At 73.0% G+C, this 25,430-nt stretch carries 24 protein-coding genes; 12 read left to right on the top strand and 12 right to left on the bottom strand.

Features of this window, described 5'->3' with window-relative positions; genetic code table 11:
- Positions 1-56: 56 nt before the first annotated feature.
- A complete protein-coding gene (locus ACFVQ0_RS32145) occupies positions 57-758 on the bottom strand; it encodes a FadR/GntR family transcriptional regulator (RefSeq protein WP_390092718.1) in 702 nt (233 codons plus the stop codon).
- 143 nt (positions 759-901) lie between these two features.
- Between ACFVQ0_RS32145 and ACFVQ0_RS32140 the strand changes: the two genes are divergently transcribed.
- The gene (locus ACFVQ0_RS32140; protein WP_390092717.1) at positions 902-1,411 is read left to right on the top strand and encodes a gluconokinase; all 510 of its coding nucleotides are present in this window, start codon (positions 902-904) and stop codon (positions 1,409-1,411) included.
- Positions 1,412-1,422: 11 nt separating this feature from the next.
- Complete coding sequence (locus tag ACFVQ0_RS32135) at positions 1,423-2,820, top strand: GntP family permease (protein WP_390092716.1); 1,398 nt, start codon at positions 1,423-1,425, stop codon at positions 2,818-2,820.
- Here the strand turns inward: ACFVQ0_RS32135 and ACFVQ0_RS32130 are convergent.
- Both ACFVQ0_RS32130 and ACFVQ0_RS32125 read right to left on the bottom strand, forming a co-directional pair.
- Positions 2,782-3,486, bottom strand: coding sequence for a cytochrome b/b6 domain-containing protein (locus ACFVQ0_RS32130; protein ID WP_390092715.1), 705 nt, complete (start codon positions 3,484-3,486; stop codon positions 2,782-2,784). The two genes, ACFVQ0_RS32135 and ACFVQ0_RS32130, sit on opposite strands and share 39 nt — an antisense overlap.
- Positions 3,428-4,192 (bottom strand): molybdopterin-dependent oxidoreductase, encoded by a 765-nt coding sequence (locus ACFVQ0_RS32125; RefSeq protein WP_390092714.1) that lies wholly within the window; start codon positions 4,190-4,192, stop codon positions 3,428-3,430. Before ACFVQ0_RS32125 ends, ACFVQ0_RS32130 begins: the two co-directional genes overlap by 59 nt.
- A gap of 110 nt (positions 4,193-4,302) precedes the next feature.
- On the opposite strand from ACFVQ0_RS32125, the gene ACFVQ0_RS32120 reads away from it, so the two are divergent.
- A complete protein-coding gene (locus ACFVQ0_RS32120) occupies positions 4,303-4,746 on the top strand; it encodes an ASCH domain-containing protein (RefSeq protein ID WP_390092713.1) in 444 nt (147 codons plus the stop codon).
- Positions 4,747-4,752: 6 nt separating this feature from the next.
- Here ACFVQ0_RS32120 and ACFVQ0_RS32115 read toward each other — a convergent pair whose 3' ends face one another.
- On the bottom strand, positions 4,753-6,009 hold the full coding sequence (locus tag ACFVQ0_RS32115) for an aromatic acid exporter family protein (RefSeq protein WP_390092712.1): 1,257 nt from the start codon (positions 6,007-6,009) through the stop codon (positions 4,753-4,755).
- Positions 6,010-6,112: 103 nt separating this feature from the next.
- The gene (locus tag ACFVQ0_RS32110; protein WP_390092711.1) at positions 6,113-7,768 is read right to left on the bottom strand and encodes an FAD-binding dehydrogenase; all 1,656 of its coding nucleotides are present in this window, start codon (positions 7,766-7,768) and stop codon (positions 6,113-6,115) included.
- Positions 7,769-7,984: 216 nt separating this feature from the next.
- Here ACFVQ0_RS32110 and ACFVQ0_RS32105 point away from each other — a divergent pair, with 216 nt between their 5' ends.
- The 6 genes from ACFVQ0_RS32105 (at position 7,985) to ACFVQ0_RS32080 (ending at position 11,754) form a co-directional block, all read left to right on the top strand.
- The gene (locus tag ACFVQ0_RS32105) at positions 7,985-8,878 is read left to right on the top strand and encodes a DMT family transporter (protein ID WP_390092710.1); all 894 of its coding nucleotides are present in this window, start codon (positions 7,985-7,987) and stop codon (positions 8,876-8,878) included.
- Between the two features lie 133 nt (positions 8,879-9,011).
- Positions 9,012-9,641 (top strand): TetR/AcrR family transcriptional regulator, encoded by a 630-nt coding sequence (locus tag ACFVQ0_RS32100; protein WP_390092708.1) that lies wholly within the window; start codon positions 9,012-9,014, stop codon positions 9,639-9,641.
- A 45-nt stretch (positions 9,642-9,686) separates the two neighbouring features.
- On the top strand, positions 9,687-10,460 hold the full coding sequence (locus tag ACFVQ0_RS32095) for a glucose 1-dehydrogenase (RefSeq protein ID WP_390092707.1): 774 nt from the start codon (positions 9,687-9,689) through the stop codon (positions 10,458-10,460).
- A 34-nt stretch (positions 10,461-10,494) separates the two neighbouring features.
- On the top strand, positions 10,495-11,007 hold the full coding sequence (locus ACFVQ0_RS32090; RefSeq protein WP_390092706.1) for an NUDIX hydrolase: 513 nt from the start codon (positions 10,495-10,497) through the stop codon (positions 11,005-11,007).
- 43 nt (positions 11,008-11,050) lie between these two features.
- Entirely contained in the window at positions 11,051-11,446 is a 396-nt protein-coding gene (locus tag ACFVQ0_RS32085; RefSeq protein WP_123528100.1) for a YidH family protein, read from the top strand.
- Positions 11,443-11,754 (top strand): DUF202 domain-containing protein, encoded by a 312-nt coding sequence (locus ACFVQ0_RS32080; RefSeq protein WP_390092705.1) that lies wholly within the window; start codon positions 11,443-11,445, stop codon positions 11,752-11,754. Before ACFVQ0_RS32085 ends, ACFVQ0_RS32080 begins: the two co-directional genes overlap by 4 nt.
- 31 nt (positions 11,755-11,785) lie before the next feature.
- Here the strand turns inward: ACFVQ0_RS32080 and ACFVQ0_RS32075 are convergent, their stop codons facing one another.
- Positions 11,786-12,721: an NADP-dependent oxidoreductase gene (locus ACFVQ0_RS32075; RefSeq protein WP_390092704.1), complete on the bottom strand. Its 936-nt coding sequence runs from the start codon at positions 12,719-12,721 to the stop codon at positions 11,786-11,788.
- Between the two features lie 59 nt (positions 12,722-12,780).
- Positions 12,781-14,070 (bottom strand): glucarate dehydratase family protein, encoded by a 1,290-nt coding sequence (locus ACFVQ0_RS32070; protein WP_390092703.1) that lies wholly within the window; start codon positions 14,068-14,070, stop codon positions 12,781-12,783.
- Between the two features lie 155 nt (positions 14,071-14,225).
- Here ACFVQ0_RS32070 and ACFVQ0_RS32065 point away from each other — a divergent pair, with 155 nt between their 5' ends.
- Both ACFVQ0_RS32065 and ACFVQ0_RS32060 read left to right on the top strand, forming a co-directional pair.
- Positions 14,226-15,254, top strand: coding sequence for a phosphotransferase family protein (locus ACFVQ0_RS32065; RefSeq protein ID WP_390092702.1), 1,029 nt, complete (start codon positions 14,226-14,228; stop codon positions 15,252-15,254).
- Between the two features lie 8 nt (positions 15,255-15,262).
- Complete coding sequence (locus tag ACFVQ0_RS32060; RefSeq protein WP_390092701.1) at positions 15,263-16,477, top strand: acyl-CoA dehydrogenase family protein; 1,215 nt, start codon at positions 15,263-15,265, stop codon at positions 16,475-16,477.
- 69 nt (positions 16,478-16,546) lie between these two features.
- Here ACFVQ0_RS32060 and ACFVQ0_RS32055 read toward each other — a convergent pair whose 3' ends face one another.
- Positions 16,547-21,133: a HEAT repeat domain-containing protein gene (locus ACFVQ0_RS32055; protein WP_390092700.1), complete on the bottom strand. Its 4,587-nt coding sequence runs from the start codon at positions 21,131-21,133 to the stop codon at positions 16,547-16,549.
- A gap of 24 nt (positions 21,134-21,157) precedes the next feature.
- Entirely contained in the window at positions 21,158-21,322 is a 165-nt protein-coding gene (locus ACFVQ0_RS32050; protein WP_390092699.1) for a hypothetical protein, read from the bottom strand.
- Between the two features lie 74 nt (positions 21,323-21,396).
- Here ACFVQ0_RS32050 and ACFVQ0_RS32045 point away from each other — a divergent pair, with 74 nt between their 5' ends.
- Complete coding sequence (locus ACFVQ0_RS32045; protein ID WP_390092698.1) at positions 21,397-22,278, top strand: LysR family transcriptional regulator; 882 nt, start codon at positions 21,397-21,399, stop codon at positions 22,276-22,278.
- Positions 22,279-22,281: 3 nt separating this feature from the next.
- Here ACFVQ0_RS32045 and ACFVQ0_RS32040 read toward each other — a convergent pair whose 3' ends face one another.
- The 3 genes from ACFVQ0_RS32040 to ACFVQ0_RS32030 all read right to left on the bottom strand — a co-directional run bounded on the left by ACFVQ0_RS32040 (position 22,282) and on the right by ACFVQ0_RS32030 (position 25,358).
- Positions 22,282-22,875 (bottom strand): TetR/AcrR family transcriptional regulator, encoded by a 594-nt coding sequence (locus ACFVQ0_RS32040; protein WP_390092697.1) that lies wholly within the window; start codon positions 22,873-22,875, stop codon positions 22,282-22,284.
- A gap of 63 nt (positions 22,876-22,938) precedes the next feature.
- Entirely contained in the window at positions 22,939-24,597 is a 1,659-nt protein-coding gene (locus tag ACFVQ0_RS32035) for an AMP-binding protein (protein WP_390092696.1), read from the bottom strand.
- Complete coding sequence (locus ACFVQ0_RS32030; RefSeq protein WP_390092695.1) at positions 24,594-25,358, bottom strand: SDR family oxidoreductase; 765 nt, start codon at positions 25,356-25,358, stop codon at positions 24,594-24,596. The genes ACFVQ0_RS32035 and ACFVQ0_RS32030 overlap by 4 nt, the downstream gene beginning before the upstream one ends.
- Between the last annotated feature and the right edge of the window lie 72 nt (positions 25,359-25,430).

The following is a 25,430-nucleotide window of genomic DNA, read 5'->3' as shown; positions in this document are numbered from 1 at the left end:
CACTGCGGTCGATCACGGACAACCGTATCCCCGCGGGAGCCCCGGGGGGCGTCCGGTCAGGGCGCGAGTACGTCCAGCTCGTGCAGGGCGCCCACCGCGATCTCCTTCGTCAGCCGCTCCGCCTGCGCGGCGTCGCCCTCGCGCACCGCTTCGGCGAGCCGGACGTGGAGGGTGACGGCCGCCGGGTCGGGGTCCTCGAACATCACCTGGTGGTGGGTGCGTCCCGCCAGGACCTCCGCGACCACGTCCCCGAGGCGGGCGAACATCTCGTTGCCGGAGGCGTTGAGGACGATGCGGTGGAAGGCGATGTCGTGTTCCAGGTACCCCTCCAGCTGCTGGCCGCGCGAGGTGGCGACCATGCCGAGGGCCCGCTCGGTGAGCTGTGCGCACTGCTCCGGGGTGGCGTGCCGGGCGGCGAGGGAGGCGGCGACGGGCTCGATCGCCGAGCGCAGCACCGTCAGTGAGCGCAGCTGGCGCGGCCGGTCGGCGCCGGCCAGCCGCCACCGGATGACCTGGGGGTCGTAGACGTTCCACTCCTCGGTCGGCCGCACGGTCACGCCGACCCGGCGCCGGGACTCGACCAGGTGCATGGACTCCAGGACGCGGACGACCTCACGGACGACCGTGCGGGAGACGTCGAAGCGCCGGGCCAGCTCGTCGGTGCGCAGCACCTGGCCGGGCGGGTGCTCTCCCGCGGCGATCTCCAGGCCCAGGGCGTCCAGCACATGCGTATGCAGCCCCTGGGCAGGTGTGGTCATGGACCAAGGGTACGGGGCACCTCTCGGGAACATTAAGTACGACGTTTACGTCACAGCATCTTGAATAAGTCGTACGTATGGGTTTCAGTAGCGCGACGGCCCGATGTCGAGGAAGACATCGAAGAGAACAGCGAGGCACCGTAATGAGCACCCCCCACGTCGTCGTGGTGATGGGCGTGGCAGGGACCGGCAAGACCACGATCGGCCCCCTGCTCGCCGCCGCACTGGGCGTTCCGTACGCCGAGGGCGACGACTTCCATCCCGCCGCGAACATCGCCAAGATGTCGGCCGGTACTCCGCTGGAGGACGCCGACCGGTGGCCCTGGCTCGACGCGATCGGCCGGTGGGCACACGGCCGGGCCGGGCTCGGCGGCGTGGTCAGCAGCTCGGCGCTGAAGCGGGCCTACCGCGACCGGCTGCGCGCCGAGGCCCCCGGTGCCGTGTTCCTGCATCTGACCGGCGACCGGTCCCTCATCGAGGAACGGATGGCGGACCGCAAGGGCCACTTCATGCCGGCCGCGCTCCTCGACTCGCAGTTCGCCACCCTCCAGCCCCTGGAGGACGACGAGGCCGGGGTCGCCGTGGATGTGTCCGGCACCCCCGAGGAAATCACCCAGCGAGCCGTCGCCGCGCTGCGCCGGCTCGAAGACTAAGGATCATCACCGTGACCAGTCTCAGCGTCGAGACGCTGGCAGCGGACGCCGTCGAACCGATCACCTCGGCCGGCAACGCCCAGCTGGGCATCGCCGTCCTGGCGGGCATCGCCGTCATCGTCCTGCTCATCACCAAGTTCAAGATGCACGCGTTCCTCGCGCTCACCATCGGCTCGCTGGCGCTCGGTTCGTTCGCCGGCGCCGCGCCGGAGAAGACGATCGCGAGCTTCACCGCGGGCCTCGGCTCGACCGTCGCGGGCGTCGGTGTCCTCATCGCGCTCGGCGCGATCCTGGGCAAGCTGCTCGCGGACTCCGGTGGCGCGGACCAGATCGTCGACACCATCCTCGCCCGGACGAGCAAGCGGGCCATGCCCTGGGCGATGGTCCTGATCGCCTCGATCATCGGCCTGCCGCTGTTCTTCGAGGTCGGGATCGTACTGATGATCCCGGTGGTGCTGCTCGTCGCCAAGCGCGGCAACTACTCCCTGATGCGGATCGGCATCCCGGCCCTGGCCGGCCTCTCCGTGATGCACGGGCTCATCCCCCCGCACCCCGGCCCGCTGGTGGCGATCGACGCCCTCGGCGCCAACCTCGGCGTCACGCTGGCCCTCGGTGTGGTGGTCGCGATCCCGACGGTGATCCTCGCCGGTCCGGTCTTCTCGCGCTACGCCGCCCGCTGGGTGGACATCAAGGCGCCGGAGAAGATGATCCCGCAGCGCCCGTCGGAGGACCTGGACCGCCGGCCCAGCTTCGGCGCCACGCTGGCGACGATCCTGCTCCCCGTCGTCCTGATGCTGGTCAAGGCGCTCGTGGACATCGTCGTGGATGACCCGGAGCAGGGTCTCCAGCGGGTGACCGACGTGATCGGCTCGCCGCTGATCGCGCTGCTGGCGGCCGTCATCGTCGCCATGTTCACGCTGGGCCGGGCGGCGGGCTTCACCAAGGGCCGGCTCTCCTCCACCGTCGAGAAGTCCCTCGCGCCGATCGCGGGCGTGCTGCTGATCGTGGGTGCGGGCGGCGGGTTCAAGCAGACCCTCATCGACGCCGGTGTCGGCCAGATGATCCTGGACTTCTCCGAGAGCTGGTCCATCCCGGCCCTGCTGCTCGGCTGGCTGATCGCCGTGGCGATCCGGCTCGCGACCGGCTCCGCGACCGTCGCCACCATCTCGGCGGCCGGTCTGGTCGCCCCGCTGGCGGCCGACATGTCGACCTCCCACGTCGCGCTGCTGGTGCTGGCCGTGGGCGCGGGCTCGCTCTTCTTCAGCCATGTCAACGACGCCGGGTTCTGGCTGGTGAAGGAGTACTTCGGGATGGACGTCGGCCAGACGGTGAAGACCTGGTCGGTCATGGAGACCATCATCTCCGTGGTCTCACTGGTCTTCATCCTGCTGCTGTCGCTGATCCTTTAGCGGCTCGTCCGGCACCCGCCACAGCGGGTGCTCACGGCGGGCCCACTCCCGCCCCACAGACCCGGAGCGCATGCCGCGGCGTGCCTCCGGGTCGGCGTACGCCATCGCGATGTGACCGGCCAGGACGATGCCGACCGCCAGCGCCAGCCAGTCGTGGACGAACGTGGCGCCGGTCCGCCACATCAGTGGGGCCAGCCCGGTGAACCACATCAGCAGCCCGGTCCCGGCCATCACCAGCACCGCCCCTGCGATCCAGGCCGCGTACACCTTCTGCCCGGCGTTGAACTTCCCGGCCGGCCGGGAGCCGGGCCGCCGGTCCCTGTGGAGCACGGATCGCAGCCACGTGCGGTCGTGCGGCCCGAAGCGGTTGAGCCGCCCCAGATCGGCGCGCAGCGAACGCGCCGCCACTCCCGCCAGCAGCGGTACGGGAATGAGCAGCCCGGACCATTCGTGGACGGTGACCACCAGATGGCGGCGGCCGACGAGTTCGGCGAACTGCGGCACGTACAGGCAGGCGGCCGACGCCACGCAGAGCAGCATCAGGGCCGCCGTGGCGCGGTGCACCCAGCGCACCGGCCGGCCGAACCGCCGTACCCGGCCGGAGGCCTCAGGCCGTGGGGGCGTCGTCACGGCCGTTGGACCGGCCGACCCAGGCGTCGACGTCATAGCCGAGCTCCTCCCAGTATCCGGGGCGTACGGAGTCCGTGACGGTGATCCCGGAGAGCCATTTCGCCGACTTGTAGAAGTACATCGGGGCCACGTAGAGCCGGACGGGGCCGCCGTGGGAGTGGGGCACCGGCTTGTCCTGCATGCGCAGCGCGACCAGCACGTCGGCGCGGCGGGCCTGGGCGAGGGTGAGGCTCTCGCTGTAGGTGCCGTCGAAGCAGGTGAAGCGGATCGCCTTCGCCCCGGACCGCACGCCCGCCGCGTCCAGCAGCGCGGAGAGCCGTACGCCCTCGAAGGGGGTCTTCGGCACCCGCCAGCCGGTGACGCACTGGACGTCCCGCACCATCCGCGTCTGCGGCAGCGCCTTCAGGGCGTCCAGGGTGTACGTGGCCGGGTGGTCGACCAGCCCGTCGACGGTCAGCCGGTAGTCGGCCGCGCCCTTCGACGGTACGGAGTTGGCCACCGAGTAGTACCGGAAGCCGCCGCCGTTGGGCAGCAGGCCGGTCAGCCCGGTGGGGTCCTTGTCGGCCACCGCGCCGAGGCCCGATTCCAGGGTCCGTTGCAGGACCGGCGCGGCGACAAGACCGGCGGCGCCGAGGCCGAGCATCGTCAGGACCAGACGGCGGCCGACCGGGGTGCCGGTGGCGTCCGGATCGGGTCCGGGCGCCGCCGGATCGGGGCGGTCGCCGGGAGGAGGACTGTTCACGCCTCGATTCGAGCACTCCGCGCCGCCGGACGCCAGGGGCTGCGGCCCGACGTCACCGACCCGTCAGAATCTCCGCGCGGCGGTCGCGGGAGGGATGCCAGACTTGCGCCATGCCGAACCGCGAAGCGCTCAAGCCGTTCCTGCTCGCCTTCCCCGGCCCGCTGCGCGACCAGTTGGTCGCCGCGGTCCTGGACGGGCGCAAGGTGTCGACGTCCGGCCTGCTCGTGGAGTACGAGATCGAGAAGGAGGAGCTGCCTCCGGTCGGTGAGCGGTCCGCCCTCATCGATTCGGACGGCCGGGAGATCGCGGTGCTCGAAGTGACCGAGGTACGTGTGCTGCGGCTCGCCGACGTCGGCCTCCAGCACGCGCTGGACGAGGGCGAGGGCTACGCGTCCGTCGCCGAGTGGCGGGCGGGCCACGAGCGGTTCTGGCACAGCGAGGAGATGCGGGACGCGCTCGGGGACCCGGAGTTCACCGTGGACGACGACACGATGATCGTCGCCGAGCGGTTCCGGGTCGTCGAGCGCATCGGCCCCGACGCCCCGCGGGACTGAGCGGGCTCACCGCGCCTCGGCCTCGGCCTCGGCCTTCTTCTCGCGGCCCGCGCCCTTCACGAGGCCCAGCCGGCGCCGGATGGTGAGCAGCCGGGGGTGGCGCTCGTGCAGGTCGGCCGAACGGCGGTCGAGTTCCTGGCCCAGGCGTTCGGCGCGCTTCTCGATGTCCAGCTCGTCCAGGATGCGGTCCACCTCGGCGAGCAGGGCCCCGTGCAGCTGCCACTTCCTGGGGTGTTCCTGGACGGCGGCCAGCAGCATGTCCGCCACCAGGTCGCGGGTCGCCCGGCTGGTGGTGAGCGCCTCGGCGAGCCGTTCCTCGGCCTCCTCCCCGCTGGCGGCCATCGGGGTGGTGATGAGCACCGAGAAGCTTTCGATGGCCCCCGCCATCTGTTCGAAGAGTTCCGTGATGTGGGCGGCGACCTCGGCGGGGAACTGCGGTTCCTCGCCCCGGTCCTTGGCGAGGTCGGTCAGCGTCCTGGACAGCACCCGCACGACGACCGCGCAGATCTCCAGCGTGTCCAGACCGGTGCGCAGCACCACGCGGTGCAGCAGCCCCTGCCGCACCCTCGGGTTGTACATGAGGCTTTCCTCCGCCTGCCGCAGGGAGGCGTCCACCTCGACGATGTCGTGGTCGAGCCGGCGGGCCCGGTGCAGCCGGTCCGCCGCCTCCGGGACGGTGACCGGACGGGCCAGGTCGCTTCCCAGGTCGCGGAACATCTGCCCCATCTCGCGGGCCAGTCCGTCGATGGACGCGCCCGCGGTCTGCACCCAGACGGGCGGGGCGAACAGCAGGTTGAACAGCAGCCCCACGCCCGCGCCGATCAGCGTCTCGAACACCCGCTCCCAAGCCATGCTGGACCGCGCGGTCTGCGACGTGACGCCGAGGACGAGCATGGCGCTGATCGCCACCTCCGGGACGAACTCGTCCACGCGGACCAGTCTGCCGATGATCAGCGCTGTGAAGATGGTCAGCCCCAGGCTCCACCAGGAAATGCCGACCAGGGCGCTGAAGCCGCTCGCGATGAGGACTCCGACGATGACGGCCACGACACGTTTGACCGACATGTTGACGGTGGCGTAGAGGGTGACCTGGACGACGAGCAGCGCGGTCAGCGGTGCGGTCAGGGGCGCGGGCTCGGCCAGCGTCGCGGTCGCCACGGCATAGGCGATCACCGCCGCGCCCGTGGAGCGCAGGGTCTGCGCGGCCACGGGCTCCGTGGTGCGCCGGACGAGGTTGATGACGGGTTCGGCTACTCCTGGCATCTTCTTCCCATGCCCGGATTCGGTGCCCGCGCACGGTCCCGGGCACCGAACCCCACCGGACGGACGCGCGCCCCGCGGCGCGCGGGGCCCGGCGGAGCGGCCGTCAGCCGACCGCCCGGGCCGCGGCCCGGCCCGCGGCCCGGCCGGAGAAGATGCAGCCGCCGAGGAAGGTGCCCTCCAGCGACCGGTAGCCGTGCACCCCGCCGCCGCCGAAACCGGCCGCCTCGCCGGCCGCGTAGACCCCGGCCAGCGGGGAGCCGTCCGGGGTGAGGACCCTGGAGGACAGGTCCGTCTCCAGGCCGCCGAGCGATTTGCGGGTCAGGATGTTCAGCCGTACGGCGATCAGCGGCCCGGCCTCGGGGTCGAGGATGCGGTGCGGTGCGGCGGTCCGGATCAGCTTGTCGCCCAGGTAGGCGCGGGCGCCCCGGATCGCGGTGATCTGGAGGTCCTTGGTGAAGGGGTTGGCGATCTCGCGGTCGCGGGCGGTGATCTCGCGGCGCAGCTCGTCCTCGTCGATGAGGCCGTCTCCGGTGAGGGCGTTCATGCCGCGCACCAGGGCGCCGAGGTCGTTCTCGACGACGAAGTCGGCCCCGTTGTCCATGAACGCCTTCACCGGGCCGGGCACGTCCGCGCGGGCCCGGCCGATCACGCCCCGGACGGACTTGCCGGTCAGGTCGGGGTTCTGCTCGGAACCGGAGAGCGCGAACTCCTTGCCGATGATCTTCCGGTCCAGCACGAACCAGGTGTAGTCGTGGCCGGTGCGCATGATGTGTTCGAGGGTGCCGAGCGTGTCGAAGCCGGGGAAGAGCGGGACGGGCAGCCGCTTGCCGCGGGCGTCCAGCCAGAGCGAGGACGGGCCGGGCAGGATGCGGATGGCGTGCTTGGCCCAGATCGGGTTCCAGTTCTCGATGCCCTCGGTGTAGTGCCACATCCGGTCGCGGTTGATGTGGTGGGCGCCCGCCTCCTCTGTGACGCCGAGCATCAGCCCGTCCACGTGGGCGGGGACGCCGGAGAGCATCTTCTCCGGCGGGGTGCCGAGCCGCTCGGGCCACTGCTCGCGCACGAGGTCGTGGTTGCCGCCGATGCCGCCGGAGGTGACGATCACCGCCTGGGCCCGCAGCTCGAACGCTCCGGTCGCCTCGCGGCTGCTCGCGGTCCCGCGCGCCGCGCCGCTCGGCTCCAGGATCTCGCCGCTGACGGTGTCGACGGCGCCCCCGGTGCGGCCGAGACCGGTGACCCGGTGGCGGAAGCGGAAGGTGACCAGCCCCTTGGCGACGCCCTCGCGGACCCGGCGCTCGAACGGGGCGACGACTCCGGGCCCGGTGCCCCAGGTGATGTGGAAGCGGGGGACGGAGTTGCCGTGGCCGTTCGCGTCGTACCCGCCGCGCTCGGCCCAGCCGACGACCGGGAAGAACCGCATGCCCTGCCGGTGCAGCCAGGAACGCTTCTCACCGGCGGCGAAGTCGACGTACGCCTCGGCCCACTTCCTCGGCCAGTGGTCCTCCTCGCGGTCGAAGCCCGCCGTGCCCAGCCAGTCCTGGAGGGCCAGTTCATGGCTGTCCTTGATCCGCATCCGGCGCTGTTCGGGTGAGTCGACGAGGAAGAGACCGCCGAAGGACCAGTGCGCCTGACCGCCGAGCGACTGCTCGGGCTCCTGGTCGAGCAGGATCACCGAGCGGCCCGCGTCGACCAGCTCGGCGGTGGCGACAAGACCGGCGAGTCCCGCCCCGATCACGATCACATCAGCGTCGTACGCCATGGGTTCCATCCTTGTCGGGGCGATCCGGACACGGTCCGGCGGAAGGCCGCAGCCGCCCGTGAGGTTCCTCGCGAAGTTACTGGTGCGTCAGATCTTCGGCACCGGCCGCCCCGGCGTCAACCGCCCGGTCGGCGGCGTTACGGGCGCAGCGGTGGCGCCCAGGCGCTATCGTCGAAACAATTCACTCTCTTCCGGCCGGACTTGGGGTAGAGAAGCGTGTCGGTGCTGGTTCTCGTACTCGCTGTGAGCGCGGCCTGCTGTCTGGGCTTCGGCTTCGTGCTGCAGCAGGCCGCCGCCAGCCACGCCCCGAAGAGCGACTATCTGTCGTTCCGGCTGCTGCTGGACCTGATGCGGGTACGCAGCTGGCTGGCCGGAATCGGCCTGATGGTCTGCGGCATGGTGCTGGGCGCGCTGGCCCTGGGCAAGGGGGAGGTCTCCGTCGTCGAACCGCTGCTGGCCACCAATCTGCTCTTCGCGATGACCCTCTCCCGCCACCGCACCGGCCAGCGCCTCGGCCGGCAGGGCTGGGCCGGGCTCTGGCTGCTGGCGTGCGGAGTCGCCGCGTTCCTGCTGGCGGGCGAGCCGAAGGGCGGCACGGCGGTGTCGAGCCCGCTGCGGCACTGGCTGGTGATCGGCGTGGTGGCGGGCATCGCCCTGGCGCTCACCATGTACGCGGCACGCTCGCGCTCCGTGGCGGCCCCGGCGCTCCTCGCGGTGGCGGCCGGACTGCTGTACGGACTCCAGGACGCGCTCACCCGGGTGAGCGGGCAGCTGATCGGGGACGACGGCTGGGCGGCGCTGATGATGAGCTGGCAGCCGTACGCGGTGCTGGTGCTGGGGGTGACGGGGCTGCTCCTGGTGCAGAGCGCGTTCGAGACGGGACCGCTGCGGATGTCGCTGCCCGCGCTGACCGCGGCCCAGCCGCTGGCGGGGATCGCCTGCGGCATCGGATTCCTCGGCGACCAGGTGCGCACCGATACCGGCGCGCTGGCCTGGCAGGCGGCCGGGCTCGCGGCGATCGTGACCGGGATCGTGCTGCTGGGGCTGCATCCGGCGATGCCGGAGGGGCCGGTGGGCGGGCGGCGCGCCAAGACCCTTGAGCCGCGCTGAAGCCCGGTACGCGAGCGGCCGTGGCCGCCCGTACGCCCCCGCACGCGGCCTGTAGCGCGGGTGTCCCTTTTCTCACAGATCGCGCGGCGGCCCGCCCTGGCAATTAATAATGGCCAGCATTACAGTTGCGGGTATGGCGCGAACGTCAGGACAAGAGACCAGGGACAAGCTGATCCGCGCGGCCGAGGAGATCTTCGCCTCGCAGGGTACGGACGGCGCCCAGCTGCGGGACATCGTCCGGCTGGCGGGCCAGAGCAACCCGTCGGCGGTCCAGTACCACTTCGGTTCCCGCGCCGGGCTGCTCGACGCCGTGATGGCCGGCCGCCAGGCGCGTACCGAGCGGGTGGTGGCACCGCTGCTCGACGAACTGGGTGCCGACTGCGGGGTACGGGAGCTGCTCACCGCGCTGGTGACGGCGGAGGCGAGCCTGCTCGCCGATGACCGGGGCCGGCGCTGTCTGCGGATCTCGGCCCAGCTCAGCCACGAGACCGGTCTGCGGACCGGCCCCCTCCACCCCGCCCTGGACGGCACCGCCTACGGCCGGCTGATCGGCCGGATCGGGGACCGGCTGGACGCGCTGCCCGAGCCGGTCCGGCTGGAGCGGCTCGATCTGGCGCTCACCCTGATCGGCGCGGCGCTCGCCGACCGCGCCCGCCAGGGACTCGACGGCACGGAGCCGCTGACCGGCCAGGGGCTCTTCCTGGCCGATCTCGTCGCGACCACCACCGCGTTCCTGCACGCCCCCGCGCCGCACGGCGCGTGAACCACCGCGCCACGTGAACCACCCGCACCACATGAAGGACATGTCATGACCGACAAGAACAACCTCACCGACCGGACAGTCGTCATCACCGGAGCCGCCCGCGGCCTCGGGGCTGAGGCCGCGCGCCTCGCCGTGGCCGGCGGCGCGAACGTCGTGATCACCGATGTGCTCGACGAGGAGGGCGCGGCGACCGCCGCGGAGCTCGGCCCGAAGGCCCGCTTCCTGCACCACGACGTGACCTCGGAGGAGGACTGGCAGCGCGTCGCCGCGTTCGCTCTCTCCGAGTTCGGCCGGATCGACGGCCTGGTCAACAACGCCGGGGTCTCCACCGGGCAGCCGCTGGAGAGCGAGACGGTCGAGCACTTCCGCAAGGTCATCGACATCAACCTGACGGCAGTCTTCATCGGCATGAAGACGGTGATCCCGCTGATGAAGGAGAACGGCGGCGGCTCGATCGTCAACATCTCCTCCGCCGCCGGTCTGATGGGCCTGGCCCTGACCTCCAGCTACGGCGCGTCCAAGTGGGGCGTGCGCGGGCTGACCAAGGTCGGCGCGGTGGAGCTCGGCACGGCGAAGGTGCGGGTGAACTCGGTGCACCCCGGCATGGTCTACACGCCGATGACCGCCTCCGTCGGCATCCAGCAGGGCGACGGCAACTACCCCAACACCCCGATGGGCCGGGTCGGTGAGGCAGGCGAGATCGCGCAGGCCGTCGTCTTCCTGCTCTCGGACGCCGCCTCCTACATCACCGGCGCCGAACTCGCCGTGGACGGCGGCTGGACCACCGGCCCGACCGTCAAGTACGTCATGGGCCAGTGATCGCCTCCGGGCGGTCTGCTGTTGGATGAGGTGCATGACACCTTCTGACGAGATCCTGGACATCGTCGACGAGAACGACGAGGTCGTCGGGCAGGCCACGCGCGGCGAGGCGACCGCGCGCGGCCTGCGCCACCGCTGCGCGTTCATCGAGGCCCGGGACGCCGACGGCCGGATCTTCGTGCACCGCAGAACGTCCACCAAGCTGGTCTTCCCGTCCCACTACGACATGTTCGTCGGCGGGGTGGTCGGTGCGGGCGAGACGTACGACGAGGCGGCGCTGCGGGAGGCGGAGGAGGAGCTGGGGGTCACGGGGCTCCCCCGGCCCGAGCCGCTCTTCAAGTTCCTCTACGAGGGCGACGGACACAGCTGGTGGTCGTACGTGTACCGGGTGCGGTGCGAGCTGCCGGTGAAGCCGCAGGTGGAAGAGGTCGCCTGGCACACCTTCCTCACCGAGGAGGAGCTGGAGCGGCGGCTCGGCGACTGGCCGTGGGTGCCGGACGGCCTCGACGCCTACCGGCGGCTGCGGGCCTTCCGTGAGGCGTCCTGAACCGCCCCGTACCGCGTACCGAAGCGGCAGATAAGGTCCGGATGTGAACGAATTCGTACAGAGTCTGCGGCTGTGGTTCGCGCCGCAGCGCATCCGCGAAGAGGGCGACACTCCCGATTACCGCTTCTCCCTCGCCAACGAGCGGACCTTCCTCGCCTGGATCCGGACGGCTCTCGCGCTGATCGGCGGCGGTTTCGCGGTCGACCAGTTCCTGCCCGAGCTGTCCTGGGGCGTGCGTGCCGGTCTGGCGCTGGCGCTGCTCGCGGCCGGGGTGCTGTGCGCGCTGCGGGCCGTCAACCACTGGGTGCGGTGCGAGCGGGCGATGCGGCGCGGCGAGGATCTGCCGGTGTCCCGGTTCCCGACGCTGCTGAGTCTCGCGGTCGCGGTGGTGGCCGTGGCGATGGTGGTGGTGGTCCTGTTCGGCTGGGAGGGCCGGTGAGCGCGCCCGGACGCGATCCGGGGCTCCAGCCGGAGCGGACCAGGCTGGCCTGGCGGCGCACCACGCTGTCCTGCACGGTGGTGGCGCTGCTGGCGGGCAAGCAGGCGCTGCACGGCGGGGCGAGTCCGGCGGGGATCGTCGCGCTGTCGCTGAGCGCGCTGGCCTGGCTGGGGTTCCTGCGGGTGGCCAACCGCAGGGTGCAGGGCATGGGCACCGCGCGCCCGAGGCCGCTGGGTGCGCGCGCCGCGCTCTCCGCGACGGCGTGCACGGTCGCGCTGGCCGTGTTCGCGGCCGCGATGCTGTTCTGATCCCGGTCCGGCGGGCGGCGCGCCGGGCCCGTCAGCTCTCCCAGTCCACCGTGACGACGATCTTCCCCCGGGTGCGCCCCCGCGCGTTGAGCCGGTGCGCCTCCGCGGTCCGCTCCAGCGGGAAGACCCGGTCGACGTGGACCGTGATGATGCCCCGCTCGGCCAGTTCGGCCAGATGGGCGAGGTCCTTGGCGTCGGGCCGTACGAAGGCGTACTTGCCGCCGTACGAGAACACCTCGCTGTCCACGATGGAGGTCAGCCGCCCGTCCGGGGCGAGCGTCTCTGCGGAGGCCCGCAGGGCCTCCCCGCCCACCGTGTCGAAGGCGGCGTCGATGCCGTCCGGGGCCAGTGCCCGCAGCCGGTCCACGAGCCCGTCCCCGTACTCCACGGGCTCCGCGCCGAGCTGTCGCAGGTGGTCGTGGTTGTGCGCGCTCGCGGTCCCGATCACCCGGCACCCCGCGTGGCGGGCGAGCTGGACGGCCAGGGAGCCGACGCCGCCCGCCGCCGCGTGGACCAGCACGGTGTCCCCGTTGCGGATCCGCAGCGACCGGTGGAGCACCTGGTAGGCGGTGAGACCGGCCAGCGGCAGACCGGCGGCCTCCTCGAAGCTCAGGCTCAGCGGTTTGCGGGCGAGGGTGCGCACCGGGGCGGCGACGTACTCCGCGAAGGTGCCGCGGCTGAGGAAGTCCTCCCGTACGTATCCGATGACCTCGTCGCCGACGGCGAACTCGTCCACGGCGGCGCCGGGCTGCACGACGACCCCGGACACGTCCCAGCCGGGGATCACCGGGAAGACCGCGTCCAGTGCCGCGTCCAGATTCCCCTGCCGCGCCTGCCGGTCCACCGGGTTGACCGCGGCGGCCCGCACCTTCACCAGGACGGTGTCGGGGCCGACCTTGGGGTCGGGCCGCTCGCCGTACTCCAGGACGTCGGCATCGCCGTATCCGCTGTAGCTGATCGCCTTCATCCTTCGACCATCGGCGCAGGTCAGGCCCAGCGCAAATCAGGCCGTCCGGGCGCCGGGGCTCACCAGCGCGGGATCGAAGGCGTGCGCCAGCCGGGCTCGGCCTTGCGCATCGCGGCGGCGTCGTCGCGCTCGCGCATCGTGCCGTCGTCGTCGAGCCAGCGGCGGTGCAGCGCGGCCAGCCGCTCCCGGTCCAGCTCCACGCCGAGGCCGGGGGCGTCGGAGACGGTGAGCCGGCCGTCCGCGAAGACATGGCGGGCGGTGATGACGTCCTCGGTCTGCCAGGGGTAGTGGCTGTCGCAGGCGTAGTCGAGGTTGGGGACGGTGGCCGCGACGTGCGTCATGGCGGCGAGGCTGATCCCGAGGTGGGTGTTGGAGTGCATGGAGAGCCCGACGCCGAAGGTGCGGCAGATCCCGGCCAGTTCACGGGTGCGGTGCAGTCCGCCCCAGTAGTGGTGGTCGGAGAGGATGACCTGGACGGCGTCCTTCGCGAAGGCCTCGGGGACCTCCGCGAGGGTGGTGACGCACATGTTGGTGGCCAGCGGTACGTCGGTGCCGGCCGCGACCTCGGCCATCGGACCGGTACCGGCCGCCGGGTCCTCCAGGTATTCGAGTACACCCTTGAGCTGCTCGGCGACGTACAGCGAGGTCTCGACGGACCAGGCGCCGTTGGGGTCGAGGCGCAGCGGCTGCCCGGGGAACGCCTCGGCCAGCGCGCGGACCGCGGCGATCTCCTGCTCCGGCGGGAAGACGCCGCCCTTCAGCTTGAAGGAGGAGAAGCCGTGGTCGGTGGCGAAGCGGCGTGCCTGGGCGACGACCCCGGCCGGGTCGACGGCCGCGCCCCAGTCGTCCCGCTCGCCGCCCTCGGGGTGCTCGGCCCAGCGGTAGAAGAGGTACGCGCTGTACTCGACGGTGTCGCGGACCTTGCCGCCGAGCAGCGCGTGCACCGGCAGGCCGAGGGACTTGCCGAGCGCGTCCAGGCAGGCCACCTCGAAGCCGGACACCACCGAGAGCCGCAGCTTGTCCGCGGTCTGGACGCCGCGCAGCCCGCCCGCGTCGACCCGCTCGTCGGCGGCGCGTGAGTCCGCGCACACCTCGTCGGCGAGGGCGAAGAGCGCGTTCACATCGCTGACCGGGCGGCCCGGCAGGGCGGCGGCGAGCGGCGCGGCCAGTTCGAGGTACTTGCCGTCACCGTACGTCTCCCCGATGCCGGTCACCCCGCCGCGGGTGACGACCTCCACGACGAGGCGCGGGGTGTAGGGCTGGTGGACGCCCTGGGTGTTGAGGAGCGGCGGGTCGGCAATGAGGATCGGGGTCAGCCGGACTTCTTCGATCAGCAGCGCTGTATCCATACGTGAACTCTATTCAGAGATACGACTGAACACCAGAGGCTGGGCAGCTGATCGCACCGCAGCGGTCACATCCGGTTCCGGGAGTTCACTGGACGACATACCGACTGGTCGGCATCATGAGCACCGACCGTTCATCCATCCCGGAGGTGCGCACGATGAGCCCAGTCCACCCGCCAGGCCTCGACCTCGACCGGTTGCGCGGCCATCTCGGCCGCGAACGGCCGGGCCTGGTGAACGGACCGCTGGACGCCCGGCTCATCGAGGGCGGCCGTTCGAACCTGACGTACCTCGTCACGGACACGGACGGAACCGGCCGCTGGGTCGTCCGGCGCCCGCCGCTGGGCCACGTACTGGCCACCGCGCACGACATGAAGCGCGAGCACCGGGTGATCAGCGCACTGCACCCGACGGCCGTCCCGGTCCCCGAACCGGTCCTGCTCTGTGAGGACGACTCCGTCATCGGCTCGCCGTTCTACGTCATGGAGTACGTCGAGGGCACCCCGTACCGCACCGCGGAACAGCTCGCCCCGCTCGGCGCGGAGCGCACCCGGGCGGCCGTGCTCGGTCTGGTCGACACCCTGGTCGAACTGCACGCCGTGGACCCCGAGGCGGTCGGACTCGGTGACTTCGGGCGCCCCGACGGCTTCCTGGACCGGCAGCTGCGCCGCTGGGGCAAGCAGCTGGACGCCTCCCGCAACCGCGAACTGGCGGGCATCGACGAGCTGCACGCGGCGCTCGGCCGCACCCTGCCGTCCTCCCCCGCGCCGACGGTGGTGCACGGCGACTACCGCCTGGACAACGTCCTGATCGGCTCCGACGACCGGATCAAGGCCGTGCTCGACTGGGAGATGTCCACGCTCGGCGACCCGCTCACCGACCTCGGCCTGCTGGTGATGTACAGCTCCGACCTCGGGCTGCCCGAGTCGCCCGTCTCCACCACCAGCGGCGCGGCCGGCCACCCCTCCCCCGCCGAACTGATCGAGCGCTACGCCGCCCGTTCCGGCCGGGACACCTCCGCCATCTCCTGGTACACGGCGTTCGCCTGGTTCAAGCTCGCCGTGATCCTGGAGGGCATCCACTACCGCTACACACAGGGCCAGACCGTCGGCGGCGGCTTCGACCGCATCGGTGACCTCGTCCCCGTCTTCATCACGCACGGCCTCACCACCCTCCAGGAAGGCTGATCAACCCCATGGACTTCGCATTCGACGCCCGTACCGAAGAGCTGCGGGCCAAGCTGCTCACCTTCATGGACGAGCACGTGCACCCGGCGGAGCGGATCGCCGAGGAGCAGCGGGAGCAGCTCGCGTCACCGTGGGACACCCCGCGGGTCGTCGAGGACCTCAAGGCGGAGGCGCGCGGGCAGGGGCTGTGGAACCTCTTCCTGCCGGACGACGAGTACGGCGCCGGGCTGACCAATCTCCAGTACGCCCCGCTGGCCGAGATCCTGGGCCGCTCACCGCAGTTGGCGCCGACCGCGCTGAACTGCGCGGCGCCGGACACCGGGAACATGGAGGTGCTCGCCCAGTTCGGCACCGACGCGCAGAAGAAGCAGTGGCTGGAGCCGCTGCTGGCGGGGGAGATCCGGTCCGCGTTCGCGATGACGGAGCCGGAGGTGGCGTCGTCGGACGCGACCAACATCGAGACCCGGATCACCCGTGACGGCGAGGACTACGTCATCAACGGGCGCAAGTGGTACATCTCCGGGGCGATGAACCCGGACTGCGCGATCTTCATCGTGATGGGCAAGACAGACCCGGACAGCGATGACATCCGCCGTCAACAGTCGCAGATCCTCGTCCCGCGCGACACCCCGGGGCTGACGGTCAAGCGCGCCATGAAGGTGTACGGCTACGAGGACCACTACCACGGCGGCCACGCCGAGGTGCTCTTCGACAACGTGCGGGTGCCCGCGACGAACCTGGTGGGTGAGGAGGGCGGCGGTTTCGCCATCGCCCAGGCACGGCTGGGGCCGGGCCGGATCCACCACTGCATGCGGCTGATCGGCATGGCGGAGCGCGCCATCGAGCTGATGTGCCGGCGCGCGGTCTCCCGTACCGCCTTCGGCAAGCCGCTCGCCCAGCAGGGCGTGGTGCAGAACTGGATCGCGGACGCCCGGGTCCAGGTGGAGCAGTTGCGGCTGCTGGTGCTGAAGACGGCCTGGCTGATGGACACGGTGGGCAACCGAGGGGCGCACACCGAGATCCAGTCCATCAAGATCGCCACCCCGCGTGCGGTGGTCTCCATCCTCGACCAGGCGGTCCAGCTGTACGGCGCGGGCGGCGTCAGCCAGGACTACCCGCTGGCCGAACTGTGGGCGGCGGCGCGGACGCTGCGGCTGGCGGACGGCCCGGACGAGGTGCACCAGCGGTCGCTGGCCCGCCGGGAGATCAAGAAGTACCTGTAGCCGGCGAGCGGTTGGCGGCGGCCCGCGTCACCGCTCGCCGGACCCGGGAGCGGTTGGCCGCGGCCCGCGTCAGCGCTCGCCGGCCGCGATCCGGTCCAGCAGGTCCGTGTACTGGGAGCGCCGGTCCGGCCGGGCGCGGGCGGCGGCGTGCCGGAGGGCCGGGACCGCCGCCCCGCCCAGCCCGGCCAGCGCCTCGGCCGCCGCGTCGCGCACGGTCGCGTGCGGGTGCCCGAGCAGCCCGGTGACCGCCGGGAACGCCGGCTCCCAGCCCGCCCGGCAGAGCGTCCGCAGCGCCATCCGCACCACGTCCGGCCGGGGGTCGTCCAGCAACAGCCCGGTGTGGCGCAGGTACTCCGTCCGGTCGAGCATCACGCGCGCGGTGCGGTGGGCCCGCAGCCGGACCCGGGGCCGGGGGTGCGTCAGCAGCTCGCCGAGCAGGTCGCGGAGGCGCGGATCCAGGTCCGGTCCGGGGCCGTTGTGCGTCTCGGCCAGCTCGGTGAGCGCCCGGCAGATCTGCTCGGGGGCGCCGGTCGCGGCCAGCTCCATCAGCTCACGCCGGGTCCGGGGGTGCCGCGTCGCGGCGGGCAGGACCGCGTCGCGGTCGCGGAGTGCGGCCAGGGCCGCCGCGTCCCGGCGTCCGGCGTCCGGCCCCCGCAACGGGCCGTCCACCAGGACGATCCGGTCCGCGAGTTCGTCGCGCCCTTCGGTACGCAGCCGGCGGCGGACCCGCGTGAGCGCCGGGGTGCGCAGGAGCGGGCGGCCGGTGAGCAGGTCCAGGAAGCCCCAGGCCCCCGCGTCGAGCCGGTCGCCCAGCGCTTCGGCCAGCGCGTCGGCGGGATGGGCGCGGAGCGCGTCGGTGACGGCCCCGGCCGCGGCGGGCGGCGTGTGCTCCCACCACTCAAGCAGCAGCGGGACGAGCCGTTGCCGCTCCTGCGGATCGAGCGCCTCGGCCGCGTCCGCCACCCGGTCGCGCAGGATCGCGTCGCCCCGGAGTTCGCTCTCACCGATGGCGGCGAGCGCGCCGCCGACGCCGGCCGCGGCGGGCCGGGCGATCCGCCCGTTCAGGTACGCGCGCAGCACCGCCAGCCGGGCCTCGGGCTCCGGCCACCGCGCCAGCGCCTGTGCCGCGGTCTGCCGGCGCCCCGCCTCCGCCGAGCCGAGCATGGTGAGCAGCCGCTCCCGCAGGGCTGCGGAGCGCGGCTGGTCCAGATCGTCGGCGTGGACCGGGCGCGGGGCCGGCTCCGGTGCGCGGGCGGTCTCCGCGAGGGTCCAGGGCGGCGCGTCCAGGGGCTGGAGCCCGGTCATCCAGTCGACGAGGGCGGAGCGGACCCCGGGGGCGGCGCCGTCGTACGCCTCGGTCAGGGCGGCCAGCCGGGTCCGGGAGGAGACGGTGCCGTCGTCCGCGCGCCGGAACTCCGCCAGGGCGCCCGGCTCCCGGACCGCGTCGGCCAGCCCGGACCTCCAGGCCCGCGCCGCCTCTGCCCCGGGTGCGGCGGCGGGCCGGGGCTCAGGTACGGCGAAGGCCTCCCGGAGCACGTCGGCCGCGGCCCGCGAGGGCTCTGCGCAGAGCCGGGCCTCCGCGAGGGCCCGGTCCAGGTCGGCGCGGACGAGTACCGCGCCGAGGCGGCGCAGCAGGGTCAGGGTGGAGCGGCCCGGCTCCGCCGGTGCGGGGGCCAGGGCGCGCACCGCGGTGACGGCAGCCGGTCGCGCGGTGGCCGTCAACCGCGGCGCCACCGCTTCGAGTACGCCGGTCAGCGCGTGCCGGTCGGCGTCGCGGGCGTCGGCCAGCGCGTCCAGCAGGAGCGGGAACGACCGGGCGAGCGCGGTGAGTTCCGGGCGGCTCAGGGGCCCGGAACAGAGCCGCGACGCGAACCGCAGGACCGGGATCCGGGTCCGGGTCCCGGGTTCCGTGTCCGTCCTGGGTGTCCTGTCCGTCCCGGGTTCCGTGTCCGGGGAGTCGGCCAGCGCGAGCCAGTCGGCGAGCATCGGGCGCAGCCGTTGGGCGCGCGGGGAGTTCAGCGGCTCGTCCCGCGCCACGAGACGCAGTGCGGTTACGGGGTCCCAGCCCCCGGTCACCAGGGCCTCGATGTCGCGGTCCGCCGCGCCGGACACCGCCGAGGGGTCTCCCGGGGCCGGGACGGTGATCCCGTGCGCGGTCATCGCCGGGGCGAGATCCGTCACGGAGCCGTCGGCCAGTGCGACCGCGCGGGCGGCCACCAGGGTGAGCAGCGCGAACGCCACCGGGGACCGCTGCTCGTCCAGCGCTCGCACCGAGCGCGCGGTGAGCACGCCGTCCAGGCCCGCCAGCAGCCGCCGCCGAGTGGCGTCGGCCTGGCTGTGCTCCGCGGCGGCGACCAGGGTGGCCGGGTAGGCGTCGCCGAGGACGGCGCGCAGGGCCGCCACGAGGGACTCGCGCAGACCGGGGTTGCCGTCGTGGCCGAGCATGGACAGGAGCTTCGGAACGGCCTCCGGCGCGCCCGCCCGGACCAGTGCGTCGGCGGCGGTCTTCCTGATGTTCGTGTTCGGGTGGTCGAGGCAGGCGGAGATCGCGCCGCTCGCCCAGTGCGCCCGGGCATGACCCAGGGCGAGCAGGGCCTGCCGGACGGTCTGGATGTCCTGGGCCCTGGTCAGGGCGGTCAGCGACGCGGAGAGTGCCTGGGTGTCCTCCCCGGTGGCGTCGTGGGCGAGCAGCGCGATGACGTGCTTGCGTACGTGCCGGTCGCGGTGGCGCAGCAGCCGGTACACCCGTGCGCGGGTGCCCGTCCAGGGGGCCCTGAGCAGCAGTTCGAGCAGGACGACCTGCTCGTCGTCGGTGCGTGCGGGGCGGTCGAGGAGGTCCAGTGCCGTGCTCGCGACCAGGGCGTGACCGGCCTGCTGGGCGTCCGTGGCGTCGAGCAGGCAGACGGGCCGGATCGCGCCCCGCTCGTGGAGCCGGCGGCCGAGGGCGCTGATGGCGTCCAGGACCTCCTGCGGCACCGCGGGCTCACCGGCGGGCTGCCCGTGCTCCCCGGTCCGGGGCGCCGCGTCCGGGCTCCGCGAAGCGGCCAGGCCCGCGACGATGCGCGCCAGCAGGTCCGCGATGACCGGGAGGGTCGCGGCGTCGCCGTGGGCGGCGAGCCGGCACAGCGCCGCCACCGGGGCGTCCGGATCCAGGTGGGAGCTCAGCAGCGCCAGTTCGGCGGCGTCCGGTGCGCCGAGTCCGGCCGCGACGCGCGGCGGCAGACCGACGGGGTCGAGCCGGGCGAGCAGGGCGCGACGCAGGGCCGGATCCCGGTTGAGCTGCCAGAGCAGTTCGAGGGCGCGGCCGCGTACGGGGCGCAGGTGGGGCGCCGTGCGGCCGGTGTCGAGGCCCAGCCCTTCGCGCAGGGCTCGTACCGTCGGATCACCGCCGATCGCCTCCAAGGTGTCCAGGGCGGCGGCCGGCGCGGCGGGGAGCAGGGCGATCACGGCTTCTTCCGCGTCCGTGTGGCGCAGGGCGCGGATCGCGTCGAGGAAGGGCACGGGTGAGGGCGCGCAGGGCAGTATTCGGGTGATGGCGTCCCCGGCCGGGAGGTCGCCCGCCCCCTGGCCGGCCAGCGCGACGAGCAGGGCGAGCCGTCGCGGCCAGCCCGGATCCGCGGCCGGGGCGTCCGTCAGCACCCTGAGCGCCTCGGTCCGGGAGGTGTAGAGGACGGTCGCCACGTCGCGGGCCGGGATCGAGTGATCGGCCAGGGCGAGGCCGACGATTGTGTGGACCTGGCCGTCGTCGGGGAAGTGCCCCCGGCGGTGGAGTCCGCGCAGGCAGGCCACGGCGGGGCCGCCGAGCAGCAGCGGATCGCGGGCGGCGGTGGCCGTCAGGGCGCCGATGTCGTCGCGGTCCGCCACTTCGCCGAGCAGTTCCATCCCGCGCCGTCGCAGGCCGGGCGTCAGCCGTGGGTCCGCGACGACATCGCGCAGCAGGTCGCGGTGGCCGTGGCGGGCGGCGGCCGTGAGGGCGGCTTCGGCCACCGAGGGCGCCTCCCGTACCGGTTCCGGGCCCAGGAAGGGTGCGAGGAGGCCGGGCGCCAGCGGGGCGGTCGCCGCCCATGGTTCGGCGAGTGCGCCCAGCGCGCCCGCGACGACCGGGGCGCTGTCCGCCGCGAGCAGCCCGATCAGCTTCTCCCGGACCGCCGCCGGGGCCAGCAGCCCGGCGTGCAGTGCCTCGCGGGCCAGCCGCAGCGCCTCGGCCCTGAGCACCGGATCGCCGCTGTCCGCCAGCTCGTCCACCAGCGGGCCCGGCCGGTGCGTGCCGCTGATGACCAGCTCGCGCACGGCCTGGTAGAGGAGCTCGCCCGGGGCCTCTTCGCGGAGGACGCGGGGGTCGTGGAGCACGTCGGCGCGCAGCCAGGCGACGCGTACGGTCACCGGCAGCTGCCCGGCCGTGCGCCACGGGGGCCGGGGGCGGCCCGTCAGCCGGTGGCCGAGCCGCTCGTGGAGCCGGGCCAGCAGGAGATCGGCCTCCGGTGGTCCGGTGAGGGACTGGGGCAGCAGTGCGGCGAGTACGTCCGTCTCCGCGTCGGACAGGGGGCGCGTGGCGACGAGCTCGGCCAGCCGGACCAGCGCCGTATGACGCCGCCCCGGATCCCCGTGCCCGATCTCTCGTCCCAGGGTGTGCAGCTCTTCTTCGGCCGTCCGCATCGTCGGATGCTAGGGCATGTCGGCTCAGTAGCCGCCGTACGGTACGTGGTCGGCGAGTGCCAGCTCGCGGGCGAAGGCCCGCACCCGCAGCAGGCACCGTGCGAGGACCCGGACGGTGCGCGGCCGGTGCGGCCCGTAAGCGACGGTCCACAGGGCGGGGACCCGCGTCGTTGTCTGGAGGTGCGCCATGTATCCAGCGTGACCCCGTCCAGCGGTTCGGTCCAACAGATGGATTCGCTGGCTGTGATCGCTACCGTAGATGGATGGAGATTCGCCAGCTCCGCCACTTCATGGCGGTCATCACGCACGGCAGCTTCACGGCCGCCGCCCGCGCCGAACTGATCGTGCAGTCCGCGCTGAGCACATCCGTGCGCAATCTGGAACGGGAGCTGGGCGCAGACCTGTTCGACCGCACCGGCCGCCGGGTGGTGCTGACCGAGGCGGGCCGGGCGCTGCTGCCGTCGGCGCGGACGGTGCTCGCGGGGACGGACGCGGCGCGCGACGCGGTGGCCGCCGTCTCCGAGCTGGCCACCGGCCGGGTGCGGATCGGCACGATCCAGACGCTGACCTGTGTGGATCTGGCCGCCGAACTCGCCGCGTTCCACCGGCTGTGGCCCGGGGTGCAGATCTCCCTGCGCGAGGCGACCACCCCGGAGCTGCTGGCCGGGCTGCTCGCCGGTGAGCTGGACCTCGGTTTCCTGGCGCCGGACGCCGCCGGACTCCCGGACGGCCTGGTGGCGTTCGCCTGCTGGCAGGAGGACCTGGTGCTGATCACGGCCCCCGGTCACCGGCTGGCGACGGCCGGGCGCACCCTGGTCAAGGACCTCGCCGGGGAGCCGTTCGTGGACTTCCGGGCCGGTACCGGTCTGGAGACGGCGGTGCGGCGGCTGGCCGCGCACTGCGGTCTGGAGCGCCGGATCACCTGCGATGTCACCCAGATCCGGCTGCTGGTCGATCTCGTCCGGGCCGGCATCGGTGTGGCGATCGTGCCGCGCCGGATCGGTGAGGACGCCGGGCTGCCGTGCGTGACCATCCGGCAGCCGGAGCCGGGCCGGACGGTGGTGCTGGCGGGCCGGACGCCCCGGCCGCGCAACCCGGCGGCGGTGGCGCTGCTGGACCGGCTGGCCGGCGGCGGTACGGAGTGAGGATCAGGGCCGCAGCGCGCGCAGCAGCAGATCGGCCAGGTGGTCGGCGACCTCCTGCTGGGTGAGCGGGCCGTCGGGGCGGTACCAGGTGGACAGGTGGTGGACCGAGCCGAAGTGGTAGTCGACGATCAGGTCGGCCGGGGTGGCGGTGGAGAACACCCCGCTGCGCTGCCCCTCTTCCACCAGGGCCCGGAAGCGCTCGTGGTAGCGGCGCCGCTCCAGCCGTACCTGCTTGTTCTTCTCGGGGCTCAGGTGGTGCATCGAGCGGAAGAAGATCGAGGCGTCGTCGAGGTTCTCGATGGTGGTGACGACCACATCGGCCGCCGCGTCGCGCAGCCGCTGCTCCACGGGGGCGTCGGCGCCCGCGAAGGCGTCGAGGCGCTCCTGCTGGAGCCGCAGCACCCGGGCGTAGACCTCCTGGAGGAGGTCCTCCTTGGAGCCGAAGTAGTGGTAGAGCGCACCCTTGGTGACGCCGGCCGCCTCGACGATCTCCTGGACCGAGGTGCGGTCGTACCCCTGTTCCGCGAAGAGCCGGGTGGCGGCGGCGAGCAGCCGCTGGGGAACGGGGGTGCCGCTCCCGTCCGTCGCCTTGGCCATAGCCGCCGCCTTCCTTCCGTGCGCAGGTGCGTGTGCGTAGGTGCGAGTGTGCGTCTGCGCTTGCTACCTGGGTGAACGCAGTTCCCGCCTGAGGATCTTCCCACTCGCCGTCTTGGGGAGTTCGGCCAGGATCTCGACTTCGCGCGGGTACTTGTACGCGGCGAGCCGTTCCTTGCAGTACGCGCCCAGTTCGTCCGGCTCCACGGAGGAGCCTGGCCGCAGACTGACGTAGGCCCGGACCGTCTCGCCCCGGTAGGGGTCGGGGACGCCCACGACGGCGGCCTCGCGCACGGCCGGGTGCGTGTAGAGGACGTCCTCCACCTCGCGCGGCCAGACCTTGAAGCCGGAGGCGTTGATCATGTCCTTCTTGCGGTCGACGACGTAGAGCCAGCCCTCGCGGTCCATGAACCCGATGTCGCCGGTGCGCAGCTCGCCGTCCGGGAAGGCGGCGGCGGTGGCCTCGGGCAGCCGCCAGTAGCCGGAGACGACCTGCGGGCCGCGCACGGCTATCTCGCCCTGTTCGCCGAAGGGCACCTCCGCGCCGTTCTCGTCGATGATCCGCACCACCGTGTCCGGGCCGGGCACGCCGACCGAGAGGGTGCCGGAGACCGGGTCGACCGGGGCCTCCCGCTCGGGCGGTACGGAGGCGCAGGGCGCGGTGCACTCGGTGAGGCCGTAGCCGTTGCGGATGTACGGGCCGAAGCCCGCGCGGAACTTCTCCACGAGCGCGGGCGGCAGCGGTGCGCCGCCGGAGGAGATCACCCGGAACGAGGAGAAGTGCTCGGGCGTGACTCCGGGGGTCGCGGCGAGCGCCATGAAGGCGGTCGAGGGGCCGACGGTGTAGGCGGGGCGGTGCTCGGCGAAGGCGTCGAGGACGACGCCGGGGTGGAAGCGGTACGCGAGGACCAGGGTGCCCGCGTGGGCGAGGCAGACGGCCAGCTGGCAGACCATGCCGGTGATGTGGAAGAGCGGGGCGAGCGCGAAGTAGGCGGAGCCCTCCGCGATGGGGTGGCCGGTGCGCTGGCGCTCGACGTTGACCATGATGTTGCCGTGCGCGTTCATGGCGCCCTTGGGGGTGCCGCTGGTCCCGGAGGTGTAGCTGATCAGCGCCACGTCGGTGGCGGTGAGCTCCCGGCCGGCCGGGGCCGCGAGGCCCTGCCGGGCGACGGCGACCAGATCGTCGGCGTCCTTCGCGGCGGGCAGCCGGCCGAAGTTCAGCACCCGGTCGTCGTTCGCCGTCTGGAAGTCGAGCTCGCAGGCGGTGAGCGCGATGCGGACGGCCGGGGCGGCGGCCGCCGTGTCCCGCAGGTACGAGTCCCAGGCCCGGTCCGAGCAGATCAGCGCGGAGACCTCGGCGTCCTTCAGCACATGGCCGACCTCGCCGGACTTGTACATCGGGTTGAGCGGGACGACGGTCGCCCCGGCCTTCCAGGCGCCGAGCAGCGCGAGGACGAAGTGCGGGGAGTTCTGGAGCATGATCGCGACCCGGTCGCCGCGTTCCAGCCCCCGGGCGGCGAGGTGACCGGCCACGGAGTCGGAGAGCGCGTCGGTCTCGCGGTAGCTGAGGCGCCCGTCGAAGTAGGCGAGCGCCGGGTGGTCCGGGGTGCGGGCCACCGAGTCCCGGAAGGCGTGCACCAGGGTGGCGGCCGGGTGGACGGGGGCCCGCTGGGCCTCGCTGAGCAGCGACAGCCAGGGCTTCGCCGCGTAGATCGACTCGGTCATGCGCCGGTCGCCTCCCACTTCTGCTGGAGATGGTTCATGCTGCCGAGCCACTGGTCGGTGTCCTTGGCCCTGGCCCGGTAGTACGTGGCGACCTCGGGGTGCGGCAGGACCAGGAAGCGGTCCTCTGCCATCGCCGCGAAGAGCGCGTCCGCGACGGCCTCGGGCTCGATGGCGCTGGGGGCGAGCACCAGCTCCCCCGCAGAGCCGGCGGCGGTCAGCATGTCGGTACGTACGCCCTGCGGGCAGATCGCGTGGACCTTGACGCCCCGGTGGCCGTAGGTGAGGGCGAGCCACTCCGCGAAGGCGACCACCCCGTGCTTGGTGACGCTGTACGGCGCCGCGCCGATCATCGTGAGCAGTCCGGCGGCGGAGGCGGTGGAGACGAACCTGCCGCTGCCGCGCTCCAGCCAGTCCGGGAGCAGCGCCCTGGCCGCGCGGACGTGGGCCATCACGTTGACGTCCCAGGCGGCGGCCCAGACCTCCTCGTCGGCGAAGACGTCACCGGGCGAAGCGAGTCCCGCGTTGGCGCAGTAGATGTCCACCGTGCCGTCGAGCGCGTCCCGGGCGGCATCGACGATCCGGGAGGCGTCTCCGGCGACCGCGACGCCGCCGATCTCCTCGGCGAGCGCCTTGATCCGGCCCTCGTCGAGGTCGTTGACCACGACCCGGGCGCCCCCGGCTGCGAATCTGCGGGCCAGGGCGGCTCCGATGCCGCCTCCGGCCCCGGTGACCACCACGCCCGCGCCCTGCACCGTACTCATCGGTCCCGCCTCTCTCAGCCGACTTCCCCGGCAGACTAACCAGTCGGTATGTCGTCAGGGAAGAGGCCGGCG

This window comes from Streptomyces sp. NPDC057900 (assembly GCF_042887885.1).
In the GTDB taxonomy this organism is placed as follows: Bacteria; Actinomycetota; Actinomycetes; order Streptomycetales; family Streptomycetaceae; genus Streptomyces.
Note: the sequence above shows the minus strand (reverse complement) of the source record. Positions and strands in the feature narration are given on the sequence as shown.